Consider the following 18,820-nt stretch of genomic DNA (forward strand, 5'->3'; position numbering starts at 1 on the left):
GGCGGCGCCGTCCGTCGTCGTACCACCCGTGACCCCACCACCCCTGAACCGAGGAGACGGTGACCAGCCATGTCTGAATCCGACAAGTTCGATGACGATCTGATCGTCGCCATGAGCCGCTCCGGCGAGGGCTTCGCCCCCGACGGCTCCGACCGCGCCGCCCTGGTGGCGGGCGGCTACGAGCGCGGCCGCCGCCGCTGGCGCCGCCGGTCCACCGCCGCCGTGCTCGGCACCGCGACGGCGCTGGCCCTGGTGGGCGGCGGCGCCGTCTACCTCACCGGCTCCCAGCCGAAGGACGGCGCCGCGGTCGTCGCCGCCGCCTCCGACACCCCGCCGGCCACCGGGATCTCCCCGGCCTCCGCGCCCTCCGCCGCCGCCAAGCCCACCGCGGCGCCCCCGGTCAGCGGCGCCGCGGTGCTGGAGGCCTTCAAGGCGCTGCTGCCCGCCGGCCAGGTCACCAACGGCACGGGCACCGGCACCGAGCCGCCGGCCGGCAAGCCGGAGGGCGCCGGCGTCAACGCGGTCGCCTCCCTGGTCTTCGACGACGGCCAGGGCAAGTCCGCGATGGGCATCTCGATCACCCGCCTCGCGGAGAACGACCCGAACCGCGCGCAGAACGTCTGCCCGGACAAGAAGCTCGTCCCGTACGACGACTGCACCACCATCAAGGTCGACGGCGGCACCCTGACGGTCCTCCAGGGCTACGAGTACCCGGACCGGCACGTCAGCACCAAGTGGTGGAACGCCAAGCTGATCGGCAAGGACGGCCGCCAGATCGAGCTGTCCGAGTGGAACTCCGCGGCCGAGAAGGGCTCGCCGGACAGCCGTCCGAAGCCGCCGCTCAGCCCGGCGCAGCTCCAGGCGATCGTGACCGACAGGTCGTGGGACAAGGTCGTCGCCGCGATCCCCGAGCCCAAGCCGGTCAAGCCGCGCGACACCAGCAAGGAGTACACCGCCCAGGAGATCCTGGACATCACCGCCAAGCTGCTGCCGGCCGGCCTCAAGGAGACGGAGGTCTCCGCCGACGGCGAGGGCTACGCCAACTTCGTGCTGAACGACGGCAAGGGCAAGTCGCTGGTCCAGCTCAACGTGCAGGACTGGAGCCGCGGCCAGGACCCCACGATGTACGCCGGCGCCCAGACCCTGCCCGACGGCACCAAGGTGCTGATCCGCAAGGAGGGCGGCAACCCGGGCATGTGGACGGTCGACACCCTCCACCCGGACGGCCTGCGGGTGGTGATCAGCTCCTTCAACAGCGGCACCCAGAAGACCCCGGCGACCCGCCCCGCCCCGGTGCTGACCGACGAGCAGATGAAGGTCATCGCCCTCGGCCCGGACTGGAAGCTCAAGAAGTAACGCTCCCCACGAAGAGCGGCGGTGCCCCGGGCTGGGGGAGGCCCGGGGCACCGCCGTGTGGGGGAGGGGTGTGGCTCTAGTTCCGCTGGTCCTCGGGGAGGCTGATCACCCAGCGGGTGTCCTGCCGGGGGCGCAGGTAGAACAGCCAGTAGAGGGTGGCGGCGGCGGTGATGCCGCCCGTCCACAGCAGGGGCTCGGCGTCCAGCTTGGTCATCACGTACAGCAGCACGGCGACCAGCACGGCCGGGACGACGGGCCACAGCGGCATCCGCCAGGCGGCGGCGTGCTTGTGGTGGGCCCGGCGCGACAGCAGCGCGGCGATCGCGACCAGCAGGTACATCCCGGTGACGGCGACGCCGGTGATGTTGCTCAGCAGCTCGCCCTTGACGAAGCACAGCGCGGCGCCGGGCAGGCCGACCGCCAGGGTGGCGACCCAGGGGGAGCCGAAGCGGCCCAGGGTGGAGAAGGCCTTGTTGACCGGCTCCGGCCAGGCCTTGTCACGGGCGGAGGCGAACAGCACCCGGGAGTTCTGGATGACCATGACGATGCCGGCGTTGATGATGGCCAGCGCCACGCACAGGCTGATGAAGGTGCCGACCGCCGAGTTGCTCCACGCGGTGACCATGGCGGGCAGGTCGCCCGCGGTCAGGGTCTGCAGGTCGGGGGCGCCCACGGTGATCGCGGCGACCGGGATCAGGATGATCGCGGAGGAGATGCCGAGCGTCCACAGCACGGTGCGCGAGACGTTTCGGCGCGGGTTCTCCATCTCCTCGGAGAGGTAGACGGCGGTGGAGAAGCCCTGGGTGATGAACAGGGCGATGCCGAGCGCGCCGACGATGGCGCCCACGCTCACCGTGGTGACGGCGCCGTTGTCCCCGGCGACCACGCCGTGCAGCATGCTCGGCGCGTCCGGGTTGGCGTGCGAGAAGCCGAGCACCGCGACGACGCCGGCCGCGATGACCTCCAGGACGAGGAAGACGCCCGTGATCCAGGCGTTGGCGCGCAGGTCCAGCAGGCCCGCCAGGGTGGCGGCCAGCATCACCGCGGCGCCCGTCATCGCCTTGTCCAGGTGCAGCACCGGCGCCAGGTAGTCCGCCGTGCCCAGGGCGATGACCGAGGGGACGATCATCACCACGATCAGCGAGAGCACGAAGACCAGCCAGCCCATCAGCCGCCCCGCCAGGGTGCCGACCATCGCGTACTCGCCGCCGGCGCTGGGGATCAGGGTGCCGAGCTCGGAGTAGCAGAAGGCCACGGCCACGCACAGCACGGTGCCGATCGCGATCGCCAGCACGGTGGCGCTGCCGATGCTCGAGAAGAGCTCCGGGACGATGACGAACAGCGTCGACGCCGGGGTGACGCAGGACAGTGTGAGCAGGGTGCCGCCCACGACGCCGATCGAGCGCTTGAGTTGCTGGGGTGCGGCCGCCCCGGTCGCCGTGTCGGCTACGGAGTGTGGCGGGCGAAGCGTGTCGGTCATGGGGCTTCCGATCGGCTGTGCGGTCCTGGGAAGGGAGCGGTATCGCCTCCGCTGGCTCGTTGCTCGGGTTCTGGTCAGTGCGCTCCCGGGCCGCAATGGAACCTTGGGCGTACAGATCGCGTCAACGGCGGAACCGCTGCGGAATCCGTTGCACACGAGCGCATGAACATGCGGTGACGGGCGCCTCGCCGGGCCCCGCACCAGCCCCGCCGGGTACGGGAACCGCAGCCCGTGCCCCGAAATATCCCGGTAACGTTTCGGCACCTGGGACGCCGGAGGGGCCGGACTCCTCGGAGCCCGACCCCTCGATCACCCTGCGTCACCGACAGCGGCCCCAGTCGCGGAGGCTCACGCCACCGGCAGCCAGCCCGTCTGCACCATCTGCCCGGCGGTCACCCGGCGCGACACGAACACCCCGCGCCCCGGCGGCAGCGCCTGCGGCCGCACGTTGGCCAGCAGCGCGCCCTCGTCCCGGTTGCCGGACAGGACCACGCCCTGCCCGCCCAGCTCGCGCATCCGCTGCATCACCGGCTCGTACAGCGAGCGCCCGGCACCGCCCGCGCTGCGCGCCACGATCACCCGCAGGCCGATGTCCCGGGCGAACGGCAGGAACTCCGCCAGCGGCGCCAGCGGGTTGCCCGAGCTCGTCGCGACCAGCTCGTAGTCGTCCACGATCACGAACATGTCCTTGCCGCTGTACCAGCTGCGGTTGCGCAGCTGCTCGGCGGTCACGTCCGGGCCCGGCAGCCGGCGGGCGCAGGCCCCCCGCAGCATGTCGACGATCGTCGCCATGGCGGGCTGCGCCGCCGCGTACTCCACCAGGTACTCCGGCGGCACCGTGCCCAGCAGCGCGCGCCGGTAGTCGCCGACCACGATGCCCGCCTGGTCCGGCGTGTAGCGCTCGGTGATCTGCTTGATCAGCAGCCGCAGCACCGCCGACTTCCCCGACTCGGTGTCGCCGAACACGATGAACAGCGGGTCCGTCTCGAAGTTGACGAACACCGGCGCCAGCTCGGCCTCGTCCACGCCGAAGGCCACCCCGCGCTCCGGGTGCTCGAAGCCCTTCGGCAGCGCGGTCCCGTCCAGCACCGCCGGCAGCATCCGCACCTGCGGGGCGCGCGGGCCCTGCCACGCGCCGTCGACGGCGGAGACCATCGCGGCCACCCCGTCCTGGAGGTCCTCCACCGTCGAGGCGCCGTCCAGCCGGGGCAGGCCCGCCAGGAAGTGCAGCCGCTCCGGGGTGATGCCCCGCCCGGCCAGCGCCGGCACGTTCTGCGCCGTGCGCCGGTCCACCTCCGACTCCATCGCGTCGCCGAGCTTCAGCTCCACCCGGTTCTGCAGCAGGTCCTTCAGCGCCGGGCGCACCTCCGCGTACCGGGCCGCCGTGACGACCAGGTGCACGCCGTAGCCCAGACCGCGCTGCGCGATGTCGGCGATCACCTGCTCCAGTGCCTCGAACTCCTGCTTGAAGGTGTTCCAGCCGTCGATCATCAGGAACACGTCGCCGAACGCCTCGTCCGGCAGGTGCCCCGCCGCCCGGCGGGCCCGGTACGTCGCGATGGTGTCGATCCCGGTCGCCCGGAACAGCTCCTCGCGCCGGTTCAGCACCCCGTGCACCTCGGAGACCATCCGGCGCACCTTGTCCACGTCCAGGCGCCCGGCCACCCCGCCGACGTGCGGCAGCCCGGCCAGCGAGCCGAAACTGCCCGCGCCGAAGTCCAGCAGGTAGAACTGCGCCTCGCGCGGGGTGTGGGTGACGGCGAACGAGGACACCATCGTGCGCACCACCGTCGACTTGCCCGAGCGCGGACCGCCCACGACCAGGCCGTGGCCCGCCGCCCCGGAGTAGTCGACCTCCAGGATGTCCGTCTTCTGCTCGCGCGGCTTGTCCACGACGCCGATCGGCACCCGCAGCCGCCCGCCCGGGTACCCCGGAGCCGTCAGCCCGCGCTCCGGCACCACCTGCAGCGGCGGCAGCAGGTGGTCCAGGCTCGGCGCGTCCTCCAGCGGCGGCAGCCACACCTGGTGCGCCGCCGGGCCCTGGCCCGTCATCCGCTGCACGAACACGTCCAGCACCGTGTCCACCAGCGCGTCGTCCTGCTCCGGCGCCGCCGGGGCCTCCTCCACCACCTGGGGCGGCAGGTCCACGTACGCCGCCGTGAACTCCACCGGCCGCGCGTTCAGCCGCCGCCCGCCCGTCGCCCGCTGCTGCCCCGGCGCCCGGTACGGCCCCGAGACGTACGCGGCCTTGAACCGGTCCATCACGTCCTCGCCGAACTTCAGGTACCCCACCCCCGGCACCGGCGGCAGGTGGTACGCGTCCGGCACGCCGATCGCCGCCCGCGACTCCGCCGCCGAGAACGTCCGCAGACCGATCCGGTACGACAGGTACGTGTCCAGGCCGCGCAGCTTGCCCTCCTCCAGACGCTGCGAGGCCAGCAGCAGGTGCACGCCCAGGGAGCGGCCGATCCGGCCGATCTGGATGAACATCTCGATGAAGTCCGGCTTGGCGGTGAGCAGTTCGGAGAACTCGTCGATGATCAGCACCAGCGAGGGCAGCGGGTCCAGCGCCGCGCCCGCCGCCCGCGCCCGCTCGTACTCGTGGATGTTCGCGTAGTTGCCCGAGCGGTGCAGCAGCTCCTGGCGGCGGTGCAGCTCGCCCTCGATCGCGTCCCGCATGCGGTCGACCAGGGTGAGCTCGCCCTCCAGGTTGGTGATCACCGCCGAGGTGTGCGGCATGTCCGCCATGCCCAGGAACGTCGCGCCGCCCTTGAAGTCGGCGAGCACGAAGTTCAGCGTCTCCGAGGAGTGCGTCATCGCCAGCGCCAGCACCAGCGTGCGCAGCAGCTCCGACTTGCCGGAGCCGGTCGCGCCCACGCACAGGCCGTGCGGGCCCATGCCCTCCAGCGCGGCCTCCTTGATGTCCAGGTACACCTGCTCGCCGTTCGCGCCCACGCCGATCGGCACCCGCAGCCGCTCGTGCTGCGCCCTCGTGCGCCAGCTGCGCGCCACGTCGAAGGAGCCCGGGTCGCCCGAGTTCATCAGGTCCGTGAAGTCCAGGTTCGACAGCAGCGGCTCGTCGTCCCCGCCCGCCGACACCCGGTACGGCGCCAACTGCCGCGCCAGCGCCTCCGACTGCCAGGTCGACAGCAGGTCCGGCTTGCCGGTGTACGTCGCCCCCGAGGCCGAACGCAGCACCAGCTCCTCCGAGGTGACCGTCACCATCAGGTGCCCGCTCGGCTCGTCCACCTCACCGGGCACGACCTCGATCACCGTCACGCCCTGCAGCCCCTCCGGGCTCGCCAGCAGCGAGTCCTGCGGCACCGCCGCGCCGTCCATCACCACCACCAGGTGCGGCTGGTCCGACTGCGGCGCCGCGTCCCGGACGAACCGCTGGCGGCCCGCCAGCTCGTCCTGCAGCAGGAACTCCAGCTCGCCCAGGTCGTGGGCCGTCAGCCGGCGCGAACCCGCGCCGTCGCCCTCCTTGCGGTGCTGGTTGTGCGGGAGCCACTTCGTCCACTCCCACTCCTCGGCCGCGCCCGGCGCCGCCGCGACCGCCACCAGCAGGTCGTCCGGCGAGTGCAGGGTCGTCAACTGGGCGATCACCGACCGCACGTTGCCGTACACAGAGTCAGGGTCCCCGCACACCGTGATGTGGTAGAACGCCCGCAGCGACACCGCCAGCGGCAGGTCCTGCAACGTCCCGTGCGCCTTCAGGAACGAGTGCATCGCCGCCGAGGACAGCGGCTCCAGCTCGTCCCTCGGCGCGGTCTGCGGCGCCACCAGCGGCGTCGACAGCTGGACGGGCCCCAGACCCACCCGGATCTGCGCGAAGTCGCCGTCCCCCGACCGCCGTTCCCACAGCCGCCGCCCGTCCGCCACGATCGACCACAGCTGGTCCGGCGCCGGGTTCAGGTACAGCAGCGCACCGCGCTGGCTCTCCGCCGTCCTCCGCACCTGCCGGCGCATCTGCTGCAGGTACTTGAGGTAGTCGCGCCGCTCGTCCGCCAGCGCCGTCGACCCGCCCTTGCGCGCCCGCACGACCTGCGCCAGCACCATGCCCAGCGTCGAGACGACCATCAGGCCGCCCATGATCTTCATCGCGGCCTGCGCGCCGGGAGCGAAGAAGAACACCGCCGAACCGCCCATGCCCAGCATGGGCAGGATGTTCATCAGCCAGTCCTCGCCGCCGTGCCGAGGAATCTCCGGCGGGCTCTCCAGCGCCACCGGATCGTCCGGCACCGCCGGCGGATAGGCCCTGGCCGGGCGCTTGACCGTGATCACACCCATGTGTCATCCACCCCGCGGCGTCGATCGATCACTTCGGAATCAGCCCTCACGCAACTGGACTCGTACGGCTCGTACGGGACTTCGGACGACCGGCCCCGCCCCCACGCGCAGGGGCCGATCCTAACGGTCGCCCCCGCACCGTCCGCCGGCACCCGGGCCCCGGCCCGCGACCACCCGGCCCGGGCACGAACCGAACGGGTAGGGTAACGCCGCGCCAACTCGCGGCCCGGCGCGCCCGGTTCACCCCGGTGCGCACCGCCGCCGCGCAGCAGCCGTACCGAGCGCCGCCGAGCCGCGGCACCGTCAACGAGGGGGAGCGACCAGTGCGTCGAAGGGCAGCGCGTCGAAGGATCGGGGGGCGGCCGTGACCAGCCCAGCCGCGACCGGCTACTGCCGGGTCACCGTCGTCGCCCCGGACCGCCGGATCGACGTCGCCCTGCCCGAGGACGTCCCCCTCGCGGACGTCTACCCCGAGGTGCTGCGCCTGGCCAACCAGAGCCAGCCCGACGGCGCCCCCACCGGTTTCCACCTCGTACGCCGCGACGGCACCGTCCTCGACAGCGGCCTGCCGCTCGCCGCCCAGCAGGTCCGCGACGGCGACCTCCTCGCGCTGCGCCCCTTCGCCGAGTCCCTCCCGCCGGCCGTCTACGACGACGTCGCCGACGCCATCGCCAGCGCCGTCCAGGCCGACCGCCGCTTCTGGACCGCCGAACTCATGCGCGCCTTCGGCCTGATCGGCGCCGGCGTCCTGCTCACCCTGCTCGGCTTCGCGCTCTGGTTCTCCGACCTGCGCCACGACATGCACGGCCTGCCCGGCGTCCTCGCCGGCGTCACCGCCGTCGTCCTCACCGCCCTCGCCGGCGTCCGCGCCCGGGTCTACCAGGACGCCCACGCCGCTCTCGCCCTCGGCCTCGGCGCCCTCCCGCACGCCCTGATCGCCGGCAGCGGCATCCTCCCCGTCGCCCACCACGGGGACGGGCCCGGCCGGCTCCAGTTCCTGGCCGGCTGCGTCGCCGTGCTGATCCTCGCCGTCCTGCTCGTCGGCCTGCTCCCCGAGAAGGACGCGGTGTTCGTCGCGGCCGCCTTCGTCGCCGCCGCCGGCTCGCTCGCCACCTTCACCGCCGTCCTGATGCCGCGCACCCCCGCCGGGAACATCGCCGCCGTCACCGGGGTCGCCGCCGTCGCCGCCGTCGGCTTCCTGCCCAGCCTCTCCGCCCGCTTCGCCCGCCTGCCCGTCGGCTTCAGCGCCCCCGGCCAGAGCCGCACCCGCAGCCGCGACTACGACGAGGAGGCCGAGCGCGCCGAGGCCGTCCAGTACGAGCGGATCGCCCACCAGGCCCGGCGCGGCCACGAGGTGCTCGTCGGCCTGGTCGGCGGCTGCGCCGCCGTCGTCGTCGGCGCGAGCGCCGTCCTCGCCTTCACCGACCGCACCTACCCCGAACTGCTCGCCCTCGCCCTGGGCCTGGCCACCATGCTGCGCGCCCGGCTCTTCCGCTACACCGCGCAGGTGCTCAGCCTCACCGCCGCCGGGCTGCTCGGACTGTGCCTGCTGATCGTCGGCCTGTCCCTGCACACCCCGCAGTTCCTGCTGCGCGCGGCCGGCTCCACCACCGCGCTCGACCTGCGCACCGTCTGGCTCGGCGCCTCCATCGCCTTCGGCGCCGCCCTGCTCGTCGCCATCGCCCTGGTGGTGCCCCGCAGCGGCGTCTCCCCCTTCTGGGGCCGGGTGCTGGACCTCGTCGACAGCCTCACCCTGATCGCCCTCGTCCCCCTCGCCCTCGCGGTGCTCGACGTCTACCGCCTGGTCCGGGGCGCCACGGGCTGAGCGCGCACTGGTACGCTTGGCCTTCGAGCGCAGCCGTGTGTCCGTTCCACCCCAGGGCGCCGACCGCCGGACGCGCTCTCGACACCGAGTTCTCGTTGAGTCCTGTGCTGTCGACCAGGACCGCTCGGTAGACCCTGAAGGAGTTGCAGTGGCTCTCGCCTCTGACGTCAAGAAGCAGATCTTCGCCGAGTTCGGCCAGAAGGAGGGCGACACCGGCTCCCCCGAGGTCCAGGTGGCCATGCTCTCCCGTCGCATCTCGGACCTGACCGAGCACCTCAAGATGCACAAGCACGACCACCACTCGCGCCGTGGCCTGCTGATCCTGGTCGGCCAGCGCCGCCGCCTGCTGCAGTACCTGGCCAAGAAGGACATCGAGCGCTTCCGTACGCTCGTCGACCGCCTGGGCATCCGCCGCGGTGCCGCCGGTGGCGCCCGCTAAGACCGCCGCACGGGGCGGCTCCCCACACCGGGGAGCCGCCCCTCGCGCGTATCCCGCGGCCGCTCGGCCGCGGCGCCCGCACATAACAACTCGCGCGCACCTCCCCAGGTGGCCGAGGATTGCACCGTAGGGTTGTGGGCATGCCGGGTGATGGCGCAGCAAGCGCGCCACCGGGCAGAAGGACCCCAACCCCCGCGGGACGAAGGCTTCAAACGGAAGCCGCCCGCATCCGAGAGAGCGTCCAGACGCGGACCGCCCACCCGGCCCGGCAGTCGTTAGCCGCCGGTCCTCGGTAGTGGCCCCCGGAAGCCCCGCAGACGAGCGGGGCGCACCGGAGGCTTCGATCGAAGACCGGCCCGACTGCCGCCCTCCCAGAAGGGGAGGGCCACCGGGCCAACCGCAGGCAGGACGCGGGGGCGCTCTCCCGGAGACGTACGAAAGAGGAGATCTTCCAGGTGGAAGAGAACGTGTTCTACGCCGAGGCCGTCATCGACAACGGCGCCTTCGGCACCCGTACCATCCGCTTCGAGACGGGCCGCCTGGCCCGTCAGGCCGCCGGCTCCGCCGTGGCCTACCTGGACGACGACACCATGGTGCTGTCGGCCACCAGCGCCTCCAAGCAGCCGAAGGAGCACTTCGACTTCTTCCCGCTGACGGTCGACGTCGAGGAGCGGATGTACGCCGCGGGCCGCATCCCCGGCTCGTTCTTCCGTCGCGAGGGCCGGCCCTCCGAGGACGCGATCCTCACCTGCCGCCTGATCGACCGCCCGCTGCGCCCGTCCTTCGTCAAGGGCCTGCGCAACGAGGTCCAGGTCGTCTGCACCGTGATGGCGCTCAACCCCGACCACCTGTACGACGTGGTGGCCATCAACGCGGCCTCCGCCTCCACCCAGCTGGCGGGCCTGCCGTTCTCCGGCCCGATCGGCGGCGTCCGCGTCGCGCTGATCAAGGGCCAGTGGGTCGCCTTCCCGACCCACAGCGAGCTGGAGTCGGCCGTCTTCGACATGGTCGTCGCCGGTCGCGTCCTGGCCGACGGCGACGTCGCGATCATGATGGTCGAGGCCGAGGCCACCGACAAGACCATCAAGCTGGTCGAGGGCGGCGCCGAGGCGCCGACCGAGGAGGTCGTGGCCTCCGGCCTCGACGCCGCCAAGCCGTTCATCAAGGTGCTGTGCGCCGCGCAGTCGCAGCTGGCCGCCCAGGCCGCCAAGCCGACCGCCGAGTTCCCGGTCTTCCTGGACTACCAGGACGACGTGCTCGCCGCGCTCACCGACGCCGTCAAGGACGAGCTGGCCCAGGCCCTCACCATCGCCGGCAAGCAGGAGCGCAACAACGAGCTCGACCGCGTCAAGGCGCTCGCCGCCGAGAAGCTGCTCCCCGAGTTCGAGGGCCGCGAGAAGGAGATCAGCGCCGCCTACAACGCGCTGACCAAGAAGGTCGTCCGCGAGCGCGTCATCAAGGACAAGGTCCGCATCGACGGCCGCGGTGTCACCGACATCCGCACCCTGGCCGCCGAGGTCGAGGCCATCCCGCGCGTCCACGGCTCGGCCCTGTTCGAGCGCGGCGAGACCCAGATCCTGGGCGTCACCACGCTGAACATGCTCCGGATGGAGCAGCAGCTCGACACGCTCTCCCCGGAGACGCGTCGCCGCTACATGCACAACTACAACTTCCCGCCGTACTCGGTCGGCGAGACCGGTCGCGTCGGCGCCCCCAAGCGTCGCGAGATCGGCCACGGCGCCCTGGCGGAGCGGGCCCTGATCCCCGTCCTGCCGACCCGCGAGGAGTTCCCCTACGCGATCCGCCAGGTCTCCGAGGCGCTGAGCTCCAACGGCTCCACCTCGATGGGCTCGGTCTGCGCCTCCACCATGTCGCTGCTGAACGCCGGTGTGCCGCTGAAGGCCGCCGTCGCCGGTATCGCCATGGGCCTGATCTCGCAGGAGATCGAGGGCGAGACCCACTACGTCGCGCTGACCGACATCCTCGGTGCCGAGGACGCGTACGGCGACATGGACTTCAAGGTCGCCGGTACCCGCAACTTCATCACCGCGCTGCAGCTCGACACCAAGCTGAACGGCATCCCGGCCTCCGTGCTGGCCGCGGCCCTCAAGCAGGCCCGCGACGCCCGTCTGCACATCCTCGACGTGATGAACGAGGCCATCGACTCGCCCGACGAGATGTCCCCGAACGCGCCGCGCATCATCACCATCAAGATCCCGGTGGACAAGATCGGCGAGGTCATCGGCCCCAAGGGCAAGATGATCAACCAGATCCAGGAGGACACCGGCGCCGAGATCACGATCGAGGACGACGGCACCATCTACATCGGTGCCGCCGACGGCCCGGCCGCCGAGGCCGCCCGCACCACGATCAACCAGATCGCCAACCCGACCATGCCGGAGGTCGGCGAGCGCTACCTGGGCACCGTGGTCAAGACCACGACGTTCGGCGCGTTCGTCTCGCTCATGCCGGGCAAGGACGGTCTGCTGCACATCTCGCAGATCCGCAAGCTGGCCGGCGGCAAGCGCGTCGAGAACGTCGAGGACGTCCTCGGCGTCGGCGCCAAGGTGCAGGTCGAGATCGCCGAGATCGACCCGCGCGGCAAGCTCTCGCTGATCCCGGTCGTCGAGGGCGAAGAGGGCGGCGAGGCCGCTTCCGAGTGAAGCGCCGCTAGCTGATCCTTGCGGCCCGTACGCCTCCCGGCGTGCGGGCCGCACCCTGTTGTCCACGCGTCCCGTTGGTTCACGCGTTCGTCCGCACGTGCCCTTCCACGTGCGTTTCCTCTGGAGGTACCCCCCGTGGCCCAGGCCCCGGCGGTAACGCAGCGTCCCGGCTCGACCCGGACCCTGCTCAAGGGCGTCGACGGCGCCGGCACCGTGCGCCGCACCGTCCTGCCCGGCGGCCTGCGGGTCGTCACCGAGACCCTGCCGACCGTGCGGTCGGCGACCTTCGGCATCTGGGTCGGCGTCGGCTCGCGGGACGAGACCCCGCAACTGGGCGGCGCCACCCACTACCTGGAGCACCTGCTCTTCAAGGGCACCGAGCGGCGCAGCGCGCTGGACATCTCGGCGGCCCTGGACGCGGTCGGCGGCGAGATGAACGCCTTCACCGCGAAGGAGAACACCTGCTACTACGCCCGGGTGCTGGACACCGACCTGCCGCTGGCCGTCGACGTGGTCTGCGACATGCTCACCGGCTCGCTCATCCGCCCCGAGGACGTGGAGGCCGAACGCGGCGTCATCCTCGAGGAGATGGCGATGGCCGAGGACGACCCGGGCGACGTGGTGCACGACCTGTTCGCCAAGGCGATCTACGGCACCGGCCCGCTGGGCCGCCCGATCCTCGGCACCCAGGAGACCGTCAACTCCCTCACCAGGGACCAGATCGCGGGCTTCTACCACCGCCGCTACCGCCCCGAGAACCTCGTCGTCGCCGCGGCCGGCAACCTGGACCACCGCAAGGTCGTCCGGCAGGTCGAGCGGGCCTTCGCGCCCGTCCTCGCCCGCTCCACCGCGGCGCCCGCCGAGGCCCGCCGGGGCGTCAGGGCGCTGCGTACGGCCGGCCGGGTCGAGGTGCTCAACCGCTCGACCGAGCAGGCCCACCTGGTCCTCGGCGTCCCCGGGGTGCCCCGGCACGACGAGCGCCGCTGGGCGATGGGCGTGCTCAACGCGGCCCTGGGCGGCGGGATGAGCTCGCGGCTGTTCCAGGAGGTCCGCGAGAAGCGCGGGTTGGCGTACTCGGTGTACTCGTACTCCTCGTCCTACGCCGACAGCGGCCTGTTCGGCATCTACGCCGGCTGCCAGCCCAAGCGGGTCGAGGAGGTGCTGCGGATCTGCCGCGAGGAGCTCGCCAAGGTGGTCGCCGACGGCATCACCGAGGAGGAGCTGCACCGGGCGATCGGCCAGATCTCCGGCTCCACCGTGCTCGGCATGGAGGACACCGGCTCGCTGATGAACCGGATCGGCAAGGCCGAACTCAGCTACGGGCACCACCTGTCCGTGGACGAGATGCTGGAGCGGATCGCGGCGGTGACCCTGGACGACGTCCACGCGGTCGCCCGTGATGTGCTGGGCGCGTACCGGCCGTCCCTGGCACTGATCGGTCCGGTCAACGACAAGCGGGCCGCCAAGCTCGCCGACCTGCTCGTCTGAGTCATCCGAGTCGTCCGAGTCATCCACCGAGTTCCGTCACCGAGTTCCGCTGAGAGGACTTTCGCAATGACGCTGCGTGTCGCCGTGATCGGGGCCAAGGGCCGGATCGGTTCCGAGGCGGTCAAGGCCGTCGAGGCCGCCCCCGACCTGGAGCTGGTGGCCACCCTCGGCCGCGGCTCCGACCTGGAGGAACTGACCCGGGCCGGCGCCCAGGTCGCCGTCGAACTCACCCACCCCGACGCGGTGATGGGCAACCTCGACTTCTGCCTGCACCACGGCGTCCACGTGGTCACCGGCACCACCGGCTGGACTGAGGAGCGCCTCGCGACGGTGCGCGGCTGGCTGGCCGAGGCCCCCGAGCTCGGCCTGCTGATCGCCCCGAACTTCTCCATCGGCGCGATCCTCGGCATGCGCTTCTCGCAGATCGCCGCGAAGTACTTCGAGTCGGTCGAGGTGGTCGAGCTCCACCACGACAACAAGGCCGACGCCCCCAGCGGCACCGCCACCCGCACGGCCCAGCTGATCGCCGCGGCCCGCGCCGAGGCCGGCCGGCCCAAGCAGCAGGACCCGACCACCCACGGCCTGCCCGGCGCACGCGGCGCCGACGTGGACGGGGTGCCGGTGCACGCCGTACGGCTGCGCGGCCTGCTCGCCCACCAGCAGGTGATGTTCGGCGACACCGGCGAGACCCTCACCATCCGGCACGACTCGCTGCACCACAGCAGCTTCATGCCGGGCATCCTGCTGGGCGTGCGCAAGGTCGTCGAGACGCCCGGACTGACCCTCGGCCTCGAACACTTCCTGGACCTGTGAGCCCCGCATGACCTCTCGTACCGGCTTCTTCGTCCTCTCCGGCGTGCTCCTGCTCGTCGCCCTCGTCTGCGTCGGGGAGGGCGTCCAACTCATCGCCACCGGCAAGCCGCTGGGCATCGGCATCGGGATCTGCGCCTTCGTGATCCCGGTGATCGGCGTCTGGTTCCTGCGCCAGACCACGCGCTTCGGCCGGGACAGCGAGCGGCTCGCCCGCGAGCTGGAGGCGGAGGGCGGGCTGCCGGTCGACGAACTCGTACGCAGCAAGGGGGGCCGGATCGACCGGGCCTCGGCCGACGCGGTGTTCGCACGCCGCCAGGCCGAGGCGCAGGCCGACCCCGCCGACTGGCGCGTCTGGTTCCGCCTCGCCGTGGCCTACGCCGACGCCGGCGACACCCCGCGCGCCCGCAAGACCATGCAGCACGCCATCAAGCTGCACAGCACCGAACCCGCAAGGAGTAGTACCGCGTGAGCGAGGAACAGAAGGCCCCCGCCTTCCGCAGCGACGTGACGGTGGAGCTGGTCCGCAGCGCCGCCGCCGACTCTGACGTCATCTGGGCCGCCCGCGTCTCGACGGCGGGGGAGCAGTCCCTGGAGGCCGTCCGGGCCGACCCGGAGAAGTCCAAGGGCCTGATCAACTTCCTGATGCGCGACCGGCACGGGACGCCCTTCGAGCACAACTCGATGACCTTCTTCATCAGCGCGCCGATCTTCGTCTTCCGCGAGTTCCACCGGCACCGCAGCGGCTGGTCGTACAACGAGGAGTCCGGCCGCTACCGCGAGCTGGAGCCGGTGTTCTACGTCCCCGCCGAGGACCGCAAGCTCGTCCAGCAGGGCCGCCCCGGCAAGTACGAGTTCCACGAGGGCACCCCCGAGCAGCACCGGACCACCACCGAGGCGATGGAGGCGGCGTACGTCGAGTCCTACGCCCGCTACCAGGAGATGCTGGCGGCCGGCGTGGCCCGCGAGGTCGCCCGCGCGGTGCTGCCGGTGGGCCTGTTCTCCTCGATGTACGCCACCTGCAACGCGCGCTCGCTGATGCACTTCCTGTCGCTGCGCACCAAGCGGGAGAACTCGGCGGTGCCCTCGTTCCCGCAGCGCGAGATCGAGATGGTCGCCGAGCGCATGGAGGAGCAGTGGGCCCGGCTCATGCCGCTCACCCATGCGGCTTTCGAGGCGCACGGCCGGGTCGCCCCCTGACCTGGGACGACGGGCATCCGGCAGAGTGTCGGGCATGTCTGGATTGCGGCTTTTGTGACCGCTCCCTACATTCGTGAACACGGATTCCGGTGCTGACCGAACCCCCGAGCGGGCAGCACCGGAATCCCACTGTCCGGGCCGTTCGACCCTCCTGACCTGTCCGAACCCTGGACCGGCATGGATGCCGCCCCACCGCCTACGAGTAGCTTTGGACGCATGGCTCCGACCTCCACCCCCCAGACCCCGTTCGGCCGGGTCCTGACCGCCATGGTCACCCCGTTCACCGCCGACGGCGGGATCGACCTCGACGGCGCCCAGCGCCTCGCCACGCACCTCGTCGACTCCGGCAACGACGGCCTCGTCGTCAACGGCACCACCGGTGAGTCCCCGACCACCGGCGACGCCGAGAAGGCCCAGCTCGTCCGCGCCGTGGTGGAGGCGGTCGGGGATCGCGCCCACGTGGTGGCCGGGGTCGGCACCAACGACACCCGCCACAGCGTCGAGCTCGCCCGGCAGGCGGAGGCCGCCGGGGCGCACGGCCTGCTGGTCGTGACGCCGTACTACAACAAGCCCCCGCAGGAGGGCCTGTACCGGCACTTCACCGCCGTCGCGGACGCCACCGGGCTGCCCGTCATGCTGTACGACATCCCGGGCCGCAGCGGCGTCGCCATCGGCCACGAGACCCTCGTCCGGCTCGGCGAGCACCCGCGCATCGTCGCCAACAAGGACGCCAAGGGCGACGTCGCCGCCGCCTCCTGGGCGATCGCCCGCTCGGGCCTCGCCTGGTACTCCGGCGACGACGTCCTGACCCTGCCCCTGCTGTCGGTCGGAGCCGTCGGCGTGGTCAGCGTCGCCGGGCACCTCGTCGCCGGCGAGATCCGCACGATGGTCGAGGCCCACCTGGCCGGCGATGTGGCCAAGGCCACGGCCGTGCACCAGAGCCTCCTGCCGGTGTTCACCGGTATCTTCCGCACGCAGGGCGTGATCCTCACCAAGGCCGCCCTGGAACTCCAGGGCCTCCCCGCCGGACCGCTGCGACTGCCGCTGGTCGGCGCGACGCCCGAGGAGATCGCGAAATTGAAGCAGGATCTCGCCGCCGGCGGGGTACACCTGTAGTCAGACACGACGTGCGCGCCCCGGCTCGCCGGGCCCCCACAGGCCCGCCGCTGGACCGGACCGAAGGCGCGAGAGCACAGACCCAGTAGGAAGAACGACACTGAGATCGCACGCCATATGTCTCCAGGGGGAGGACCCCGGGCATATGGCGTGCGTCGTGAGGAGAGTCTTTTGAGCCACCCGCATCCCGAACTCGGCGCGCCCCCGGCCCTGAAGGAGGGCGCCCTCCGCATCACCCCGCTCGGCGGTCTCGGCGAGATCGGCCGCAACATGACGGTCCTCGAATACGGCGGCCGCATCCTGATCATCGACTGCGGCGTCCTCTTCCCCGAGGACGAGCAGCCCGGCGTGGACCTGATCCTGCCGGACTTCACCTACATCCGGGACCGCCTCGACAAGATCGACGGCATCGTCCTCACCCACGGCCACGAGGACCACATCGGCGCCGTCCCGTTCCTCCTGCGGGAGAACCCGGACATCCCGCTGATCGGCTCGAAGCTCACCCTCGCCCTGATCGAGGCCAAGCTCGCCGAGCACCGCATCCGCCCGTACGTGCTCGAGGTCAAGGAGGGCGAGCGCGAGCGCATCGGCCCCTTCGACTGCGAGTTCATCGCGGTCAACCACTCCATCCCGGACGCCCTCGCCGTGGCCGTCCGCACCCCCGCCGGCATGGTCGTGGCCACCGGCGACTTCAAGATGGACCAGCTGCCGCTCGACGGCCGCCTCACCGACCTGCCGACCTTCGCCAAGCTGGCGGAGGAGGGCATGGACCTCCTGCTGGTGGACTCCACCAACGCCGAGGTCCCCGGCTTCATCCCGCACGAGCGGGACATCTCGGCGGCGCTGCGCAACGTCTTCGCGAACGCCGACAAGCGCATCATCGTCGCCTCCTTCGCGAGCCACGTGCACCGCATCCAGCAGGTGCTCGACGCCGCCCACGAGTACAAGCGCAAGGTCGCCTTCGTGGGCCGCTCGATGGTCCGCAACATGGGCATCGCCCGCGACCTCGGCTACCTCAAGGTGCCCGGCAACATGGTCGTGGACGTCAAGCAGCTGGACGACCTCCCGGACAAGGAGGTCGTGCTGATCTGCACCGGCTCGCAGGGCGAGCCGATGGCCGCGCTGTCCCGGATGGCCAACCGCGACCACCAGATCCGCATCGTCGAGGGCGACACCGTGGTCCTGGCGTCCTCGCTCATCCCGGGCAACGAGAACGCCGTCTACCGCGTGATCAACGGCCTGACCCGCTGGGGCGCCAAGGTCGTGCACAAGGGCAACGCCAAGGTGCACGTCTCCGGCCACGCCTCGGCCGGCGAGCTGCTCTACTTCTTCAACATCTGCAAGCCGCGCAACCTCATGCCGGTGCACGGCGAGTGGCGCCACCTGCGGGCGGCCGCCGAGCTGGGCATCGCCACCGGCATTCCGCGCAACCGGGTGGTCATCGCCGAGGACGGCGTCTGCGTCGACCTGGAGAAGGGCGTCGCCCGGATCGTCGGCAAGGTGCAGGCCGGTTACGTGTACGTCGACGGCTCCTCCGTCGGCGACATCACCGAGGCCTCGCTCAAGGACCGCAAGATCCTGGGCGAGGAGGGCTTCATCTCGGTCTTCGTCGCGGTCGACTCGGCCAACGGCAAGATCGTCGGCGGCCCGACCATCCAGGCCCGCGGCTCCGGCATCGACGACAACGCCTTCGGGCCCGTCGTCGCCAAGCTGCAGGAGGGACTGGACCGCTCGGCGAGCGACGGCGTTCTGGAGCCCCGCCAGGTGCAGCAGCTCGTCCGCCGAACCATCGGCAAGTGGGTGGCGGACAACTACCGCCGCCGGCCGATGATCCTGCCGGTCGTCGTCGAGGTCTGAGCCCCTTTCGGGCCCCGTTTCGGGGCCTGCTGAGCTCGGTTTGACGTGGGGCGGCCCGGTGCGTAATGTTCTCCGGGTTGCCCCACGGGACGAGCCCCAAGGAAGTTCTCGAATTCGAATTCGAGAAGGACCGGGAAAACGGACCGAGAAACTCTGATAGAGTTCGGGAGCGCCGAAAGGCGAAAGCCATATCGGATGAAAGAAACTCCGGAAAACGGAGCGGAAAACATCTGATAAGCTGGAAACACGAAAGAACGAAGCGCCCGGAGGGCCCGCTGGAAGGCGGCCTGAAGGAA

The 18,820-nt window shown here is 71.5% G+C and carries 12 protein-coding genes; 10 read left to right on the forward strand and 2 right to left on the reverse strand.

The features are described from left to right. The first annotated feature begins 69 nt into the window (after positions 1 to 69). The gene (locus tag ACIRRS_RS36980) at positions 70 to 1,356 is read left to right on the forward strand and encodes a hypothetical protein (RefSeq protein WP_402980971.1); all 1,287 of its coding nucleotides are present in this window, start codon (positions 70 to 72) and stop codon (positions 1,354 to 1,356) included. A 76-nt stretch (positions 1,357 to 1,432) separates the two neighbouring features. Here ACIRRS_RS36980 and ACIRRS_RS36985 read toward each other — a convergent pair whose 3' ends face one another. Together ACIRRS_RS36985 and eccCa are read right to left on the reverse strand one after the other, a co-directional pair. Further along, positions 1,433 to 2,836, reverse strand: coding sequence for an APC family permease (locus tag ACIRRS_RS36985; RefSeq protein WP_402980974.1), 1,404 nt, complete (start codon positions 2,834 to 2,836; stop codon positions 1,433 to 1,435). A 348-nt stretch (positions 2,837 to 3,184) separates the two neighbouring features. Beyond that, complete coding sequence (gene eccCa, locus ACIRRS_RS36990) at positions 3,185 to 7,126, reverse strand: type VII secretion protein EccCa (RefSeq protein ID WP_402980977.1); 3,942 nt, start codon at positions 7,124 to 7,126, stop codon at positions 3,185 to 3,187. A gap of 364 nt (positions 7,127 to 7,490) precedes the next feature. Between eccCa and eccD the strand changes: the two genes are divergently transcribed. From eccD to ACIRRS_RS37035, 9 genes are all read left to right on the forward strand, one after another. Next, positions 7,491 to 8,951: a type VII secretion integral membrane protein EccD gene (eccD, locus tag ACIRRS_RS36995; protein WP_402980980.1), complete on the forward strand. Its 1,461-nt coding sequence runs from the start codon at positions 7,491 to 7,493 to the stop codon at positions 8,949 to 8,951. Between the two features lie 148 nt (positions 8,952 to 9,099). Further along, a complete protein-coding gene (rpsO, locus tag ACIRRS_RS37000) occupies positions 9,100 to 9,390 on the forward strand; it encodes a 30S ribosomal protein S15 (protein WP_380732529.1) in 291 nt (96 codons plus the stop codon). Positions 9,391 to 9,845: 455 nt separating this feature from the next. Beyond that, on the forward strand, positions 9,846 to 12,053 hold the full coding sequence (locus tag ACIRRS_RS37005) for a polyribonucleotide nucleotidyltransferase (protein WP_402980985.1): 2,208 nt from the start codon (positions 9,846 to 9,848) through the stop codon (positions 12,051 to 12,053). 135 nt (positions 12,054 to 12,188) lie between these two features. Then, complete coding sequence (locus ACIRRS_RS37010) at positions 12,189 to 13,541, forward strand: M16 family metallopeptidase (RefSeq protein ID WP_402980988.1); 1,353 nt, start codon at positions 12,189 to 12,191, stop codon at positions 13,539 to 13,541. A gap of 66 nt (positions 13,542 to 13,607) precedes the next feature. After that, the gene (gene dapB, locus ACIRRS_RS37015; protein ID WP_402980991.1) at positions 13,608 to 14,354 is read left to right on the forward strand and encodes a 4-hydroxy-tetrahydrodipicolinate reductase; all 747 of its coding nucleotides are present in this window, start codon (positions 13,608 to 13,610) and stop codon (positions 14,352 to 14,354) included. A gap of 7 nt (positions 14,355 to 14,361) precedes the next feature. Beyond that, the gene (locus ACIRRS_RS37020; RefSeq protein WP_402980994.1) at positions 14,362 to 14,823 is read left to right on the forward strand and encodes a hypothetical protein; all 462 of its coding nucleotides are present in this window, start codon (positions 14,362 to 14,364) and stop codon (positions 14,821 to 14,823) included. Beyond that, positions 14,820 to 15,551: an FAD-dependent thymidylate synthase gene (thyX, locus tag ACIRRS_RS37025; protein WP_402980997.1), complete on the forward strand. Its 732-nt coding sequence runs from the start codon at positions 14,820 to 14,822 to the stop codon at positions 15,549 to 15,551. Before ACIRRS_RS37020 ends, thyX begins: the two co-directional genes overlap by 4 nt. A gap of 216 nt (positions 15,552 to 15,767) precedes the next feature. Next, positions 15,768 to 16,667 carry a 4-hydroxy-tetrahydrodipicolinate synthase gene (gene dapA / locus ACIRRS_RS37030; RefSeq protein ID WP_402981000.1) on the forward strand — a complete coding sequence of 300 codons (900 nt, stop codon included), beginning with the start codon at positions 15,768 to 15,770 and terminating at the stop codon, positions 16,665 to 16,667. 171 nt (positions 16,668 to 16,838) lie between these two features. Next, positions 16,839 to 18,524, forward strand: a complete 1,686-nt coding sequence (locus tag ACIRRS_RS37035) for a ribonuclease J (protein ID WP_402981003.1) — start codon at positions 16,839 to 16,841, stop codon at positions 18,522 to 18,524. Positions 18,525 to 18,820 lie beyond the last annotated feature (296 nt).

It is taken from the genome of Kitasatospora sp. NPDC101183, from assembly GCF_044767945.1.
Lineage (GTDB): Bacteria > Actinomycetota > Actinomycetes > Streptomycetales > Streptomycetaceae > Kitasatospora.

Coding starts and splice junctions, on each gene's coding strand:
- ACIRRS_RS36980 (WP_402980971.1), top strand. CDS start 70: ATGTCTGAATCCGACAAGTTCGATGACGATCTGATCGTCGCCATGAGC.
- ACIRRS_RS36985 (WP_402980974.1), bottom strand. CDS start 2,836: ATGACCGACACGCTTCGCCCGCCACACTCCGTAGCCGACACGGCGACC.
- eccCa (WP_402980977.1), bottom strand. CDS start 7,126: ATGGGTGTGATCACGGTCAAGCGCCCGGCCAGGGCCTATCCGCCGGCG.
- dapB (WP_402980991.1), top strand. CDS start 13,608: ATGACGCTGCGTGTCGCCGTGATCGGGGCCAAGGGCCGGATCGGTTCC.
- ACIRRS_RS37020 (WP_402980994.1), top strand. CDS start 14,362: ATGACCTCTCGTACCGGCTTCTTCGTCCTCTCCGGCGTGCTCCTGCTC.
- dapA (WP_402981000.1), top strand. CDS start 15,768: ATGGCTCCGACCTCCACCCCCCAGACCCCGTTCGGCCGGGTCCTGACC.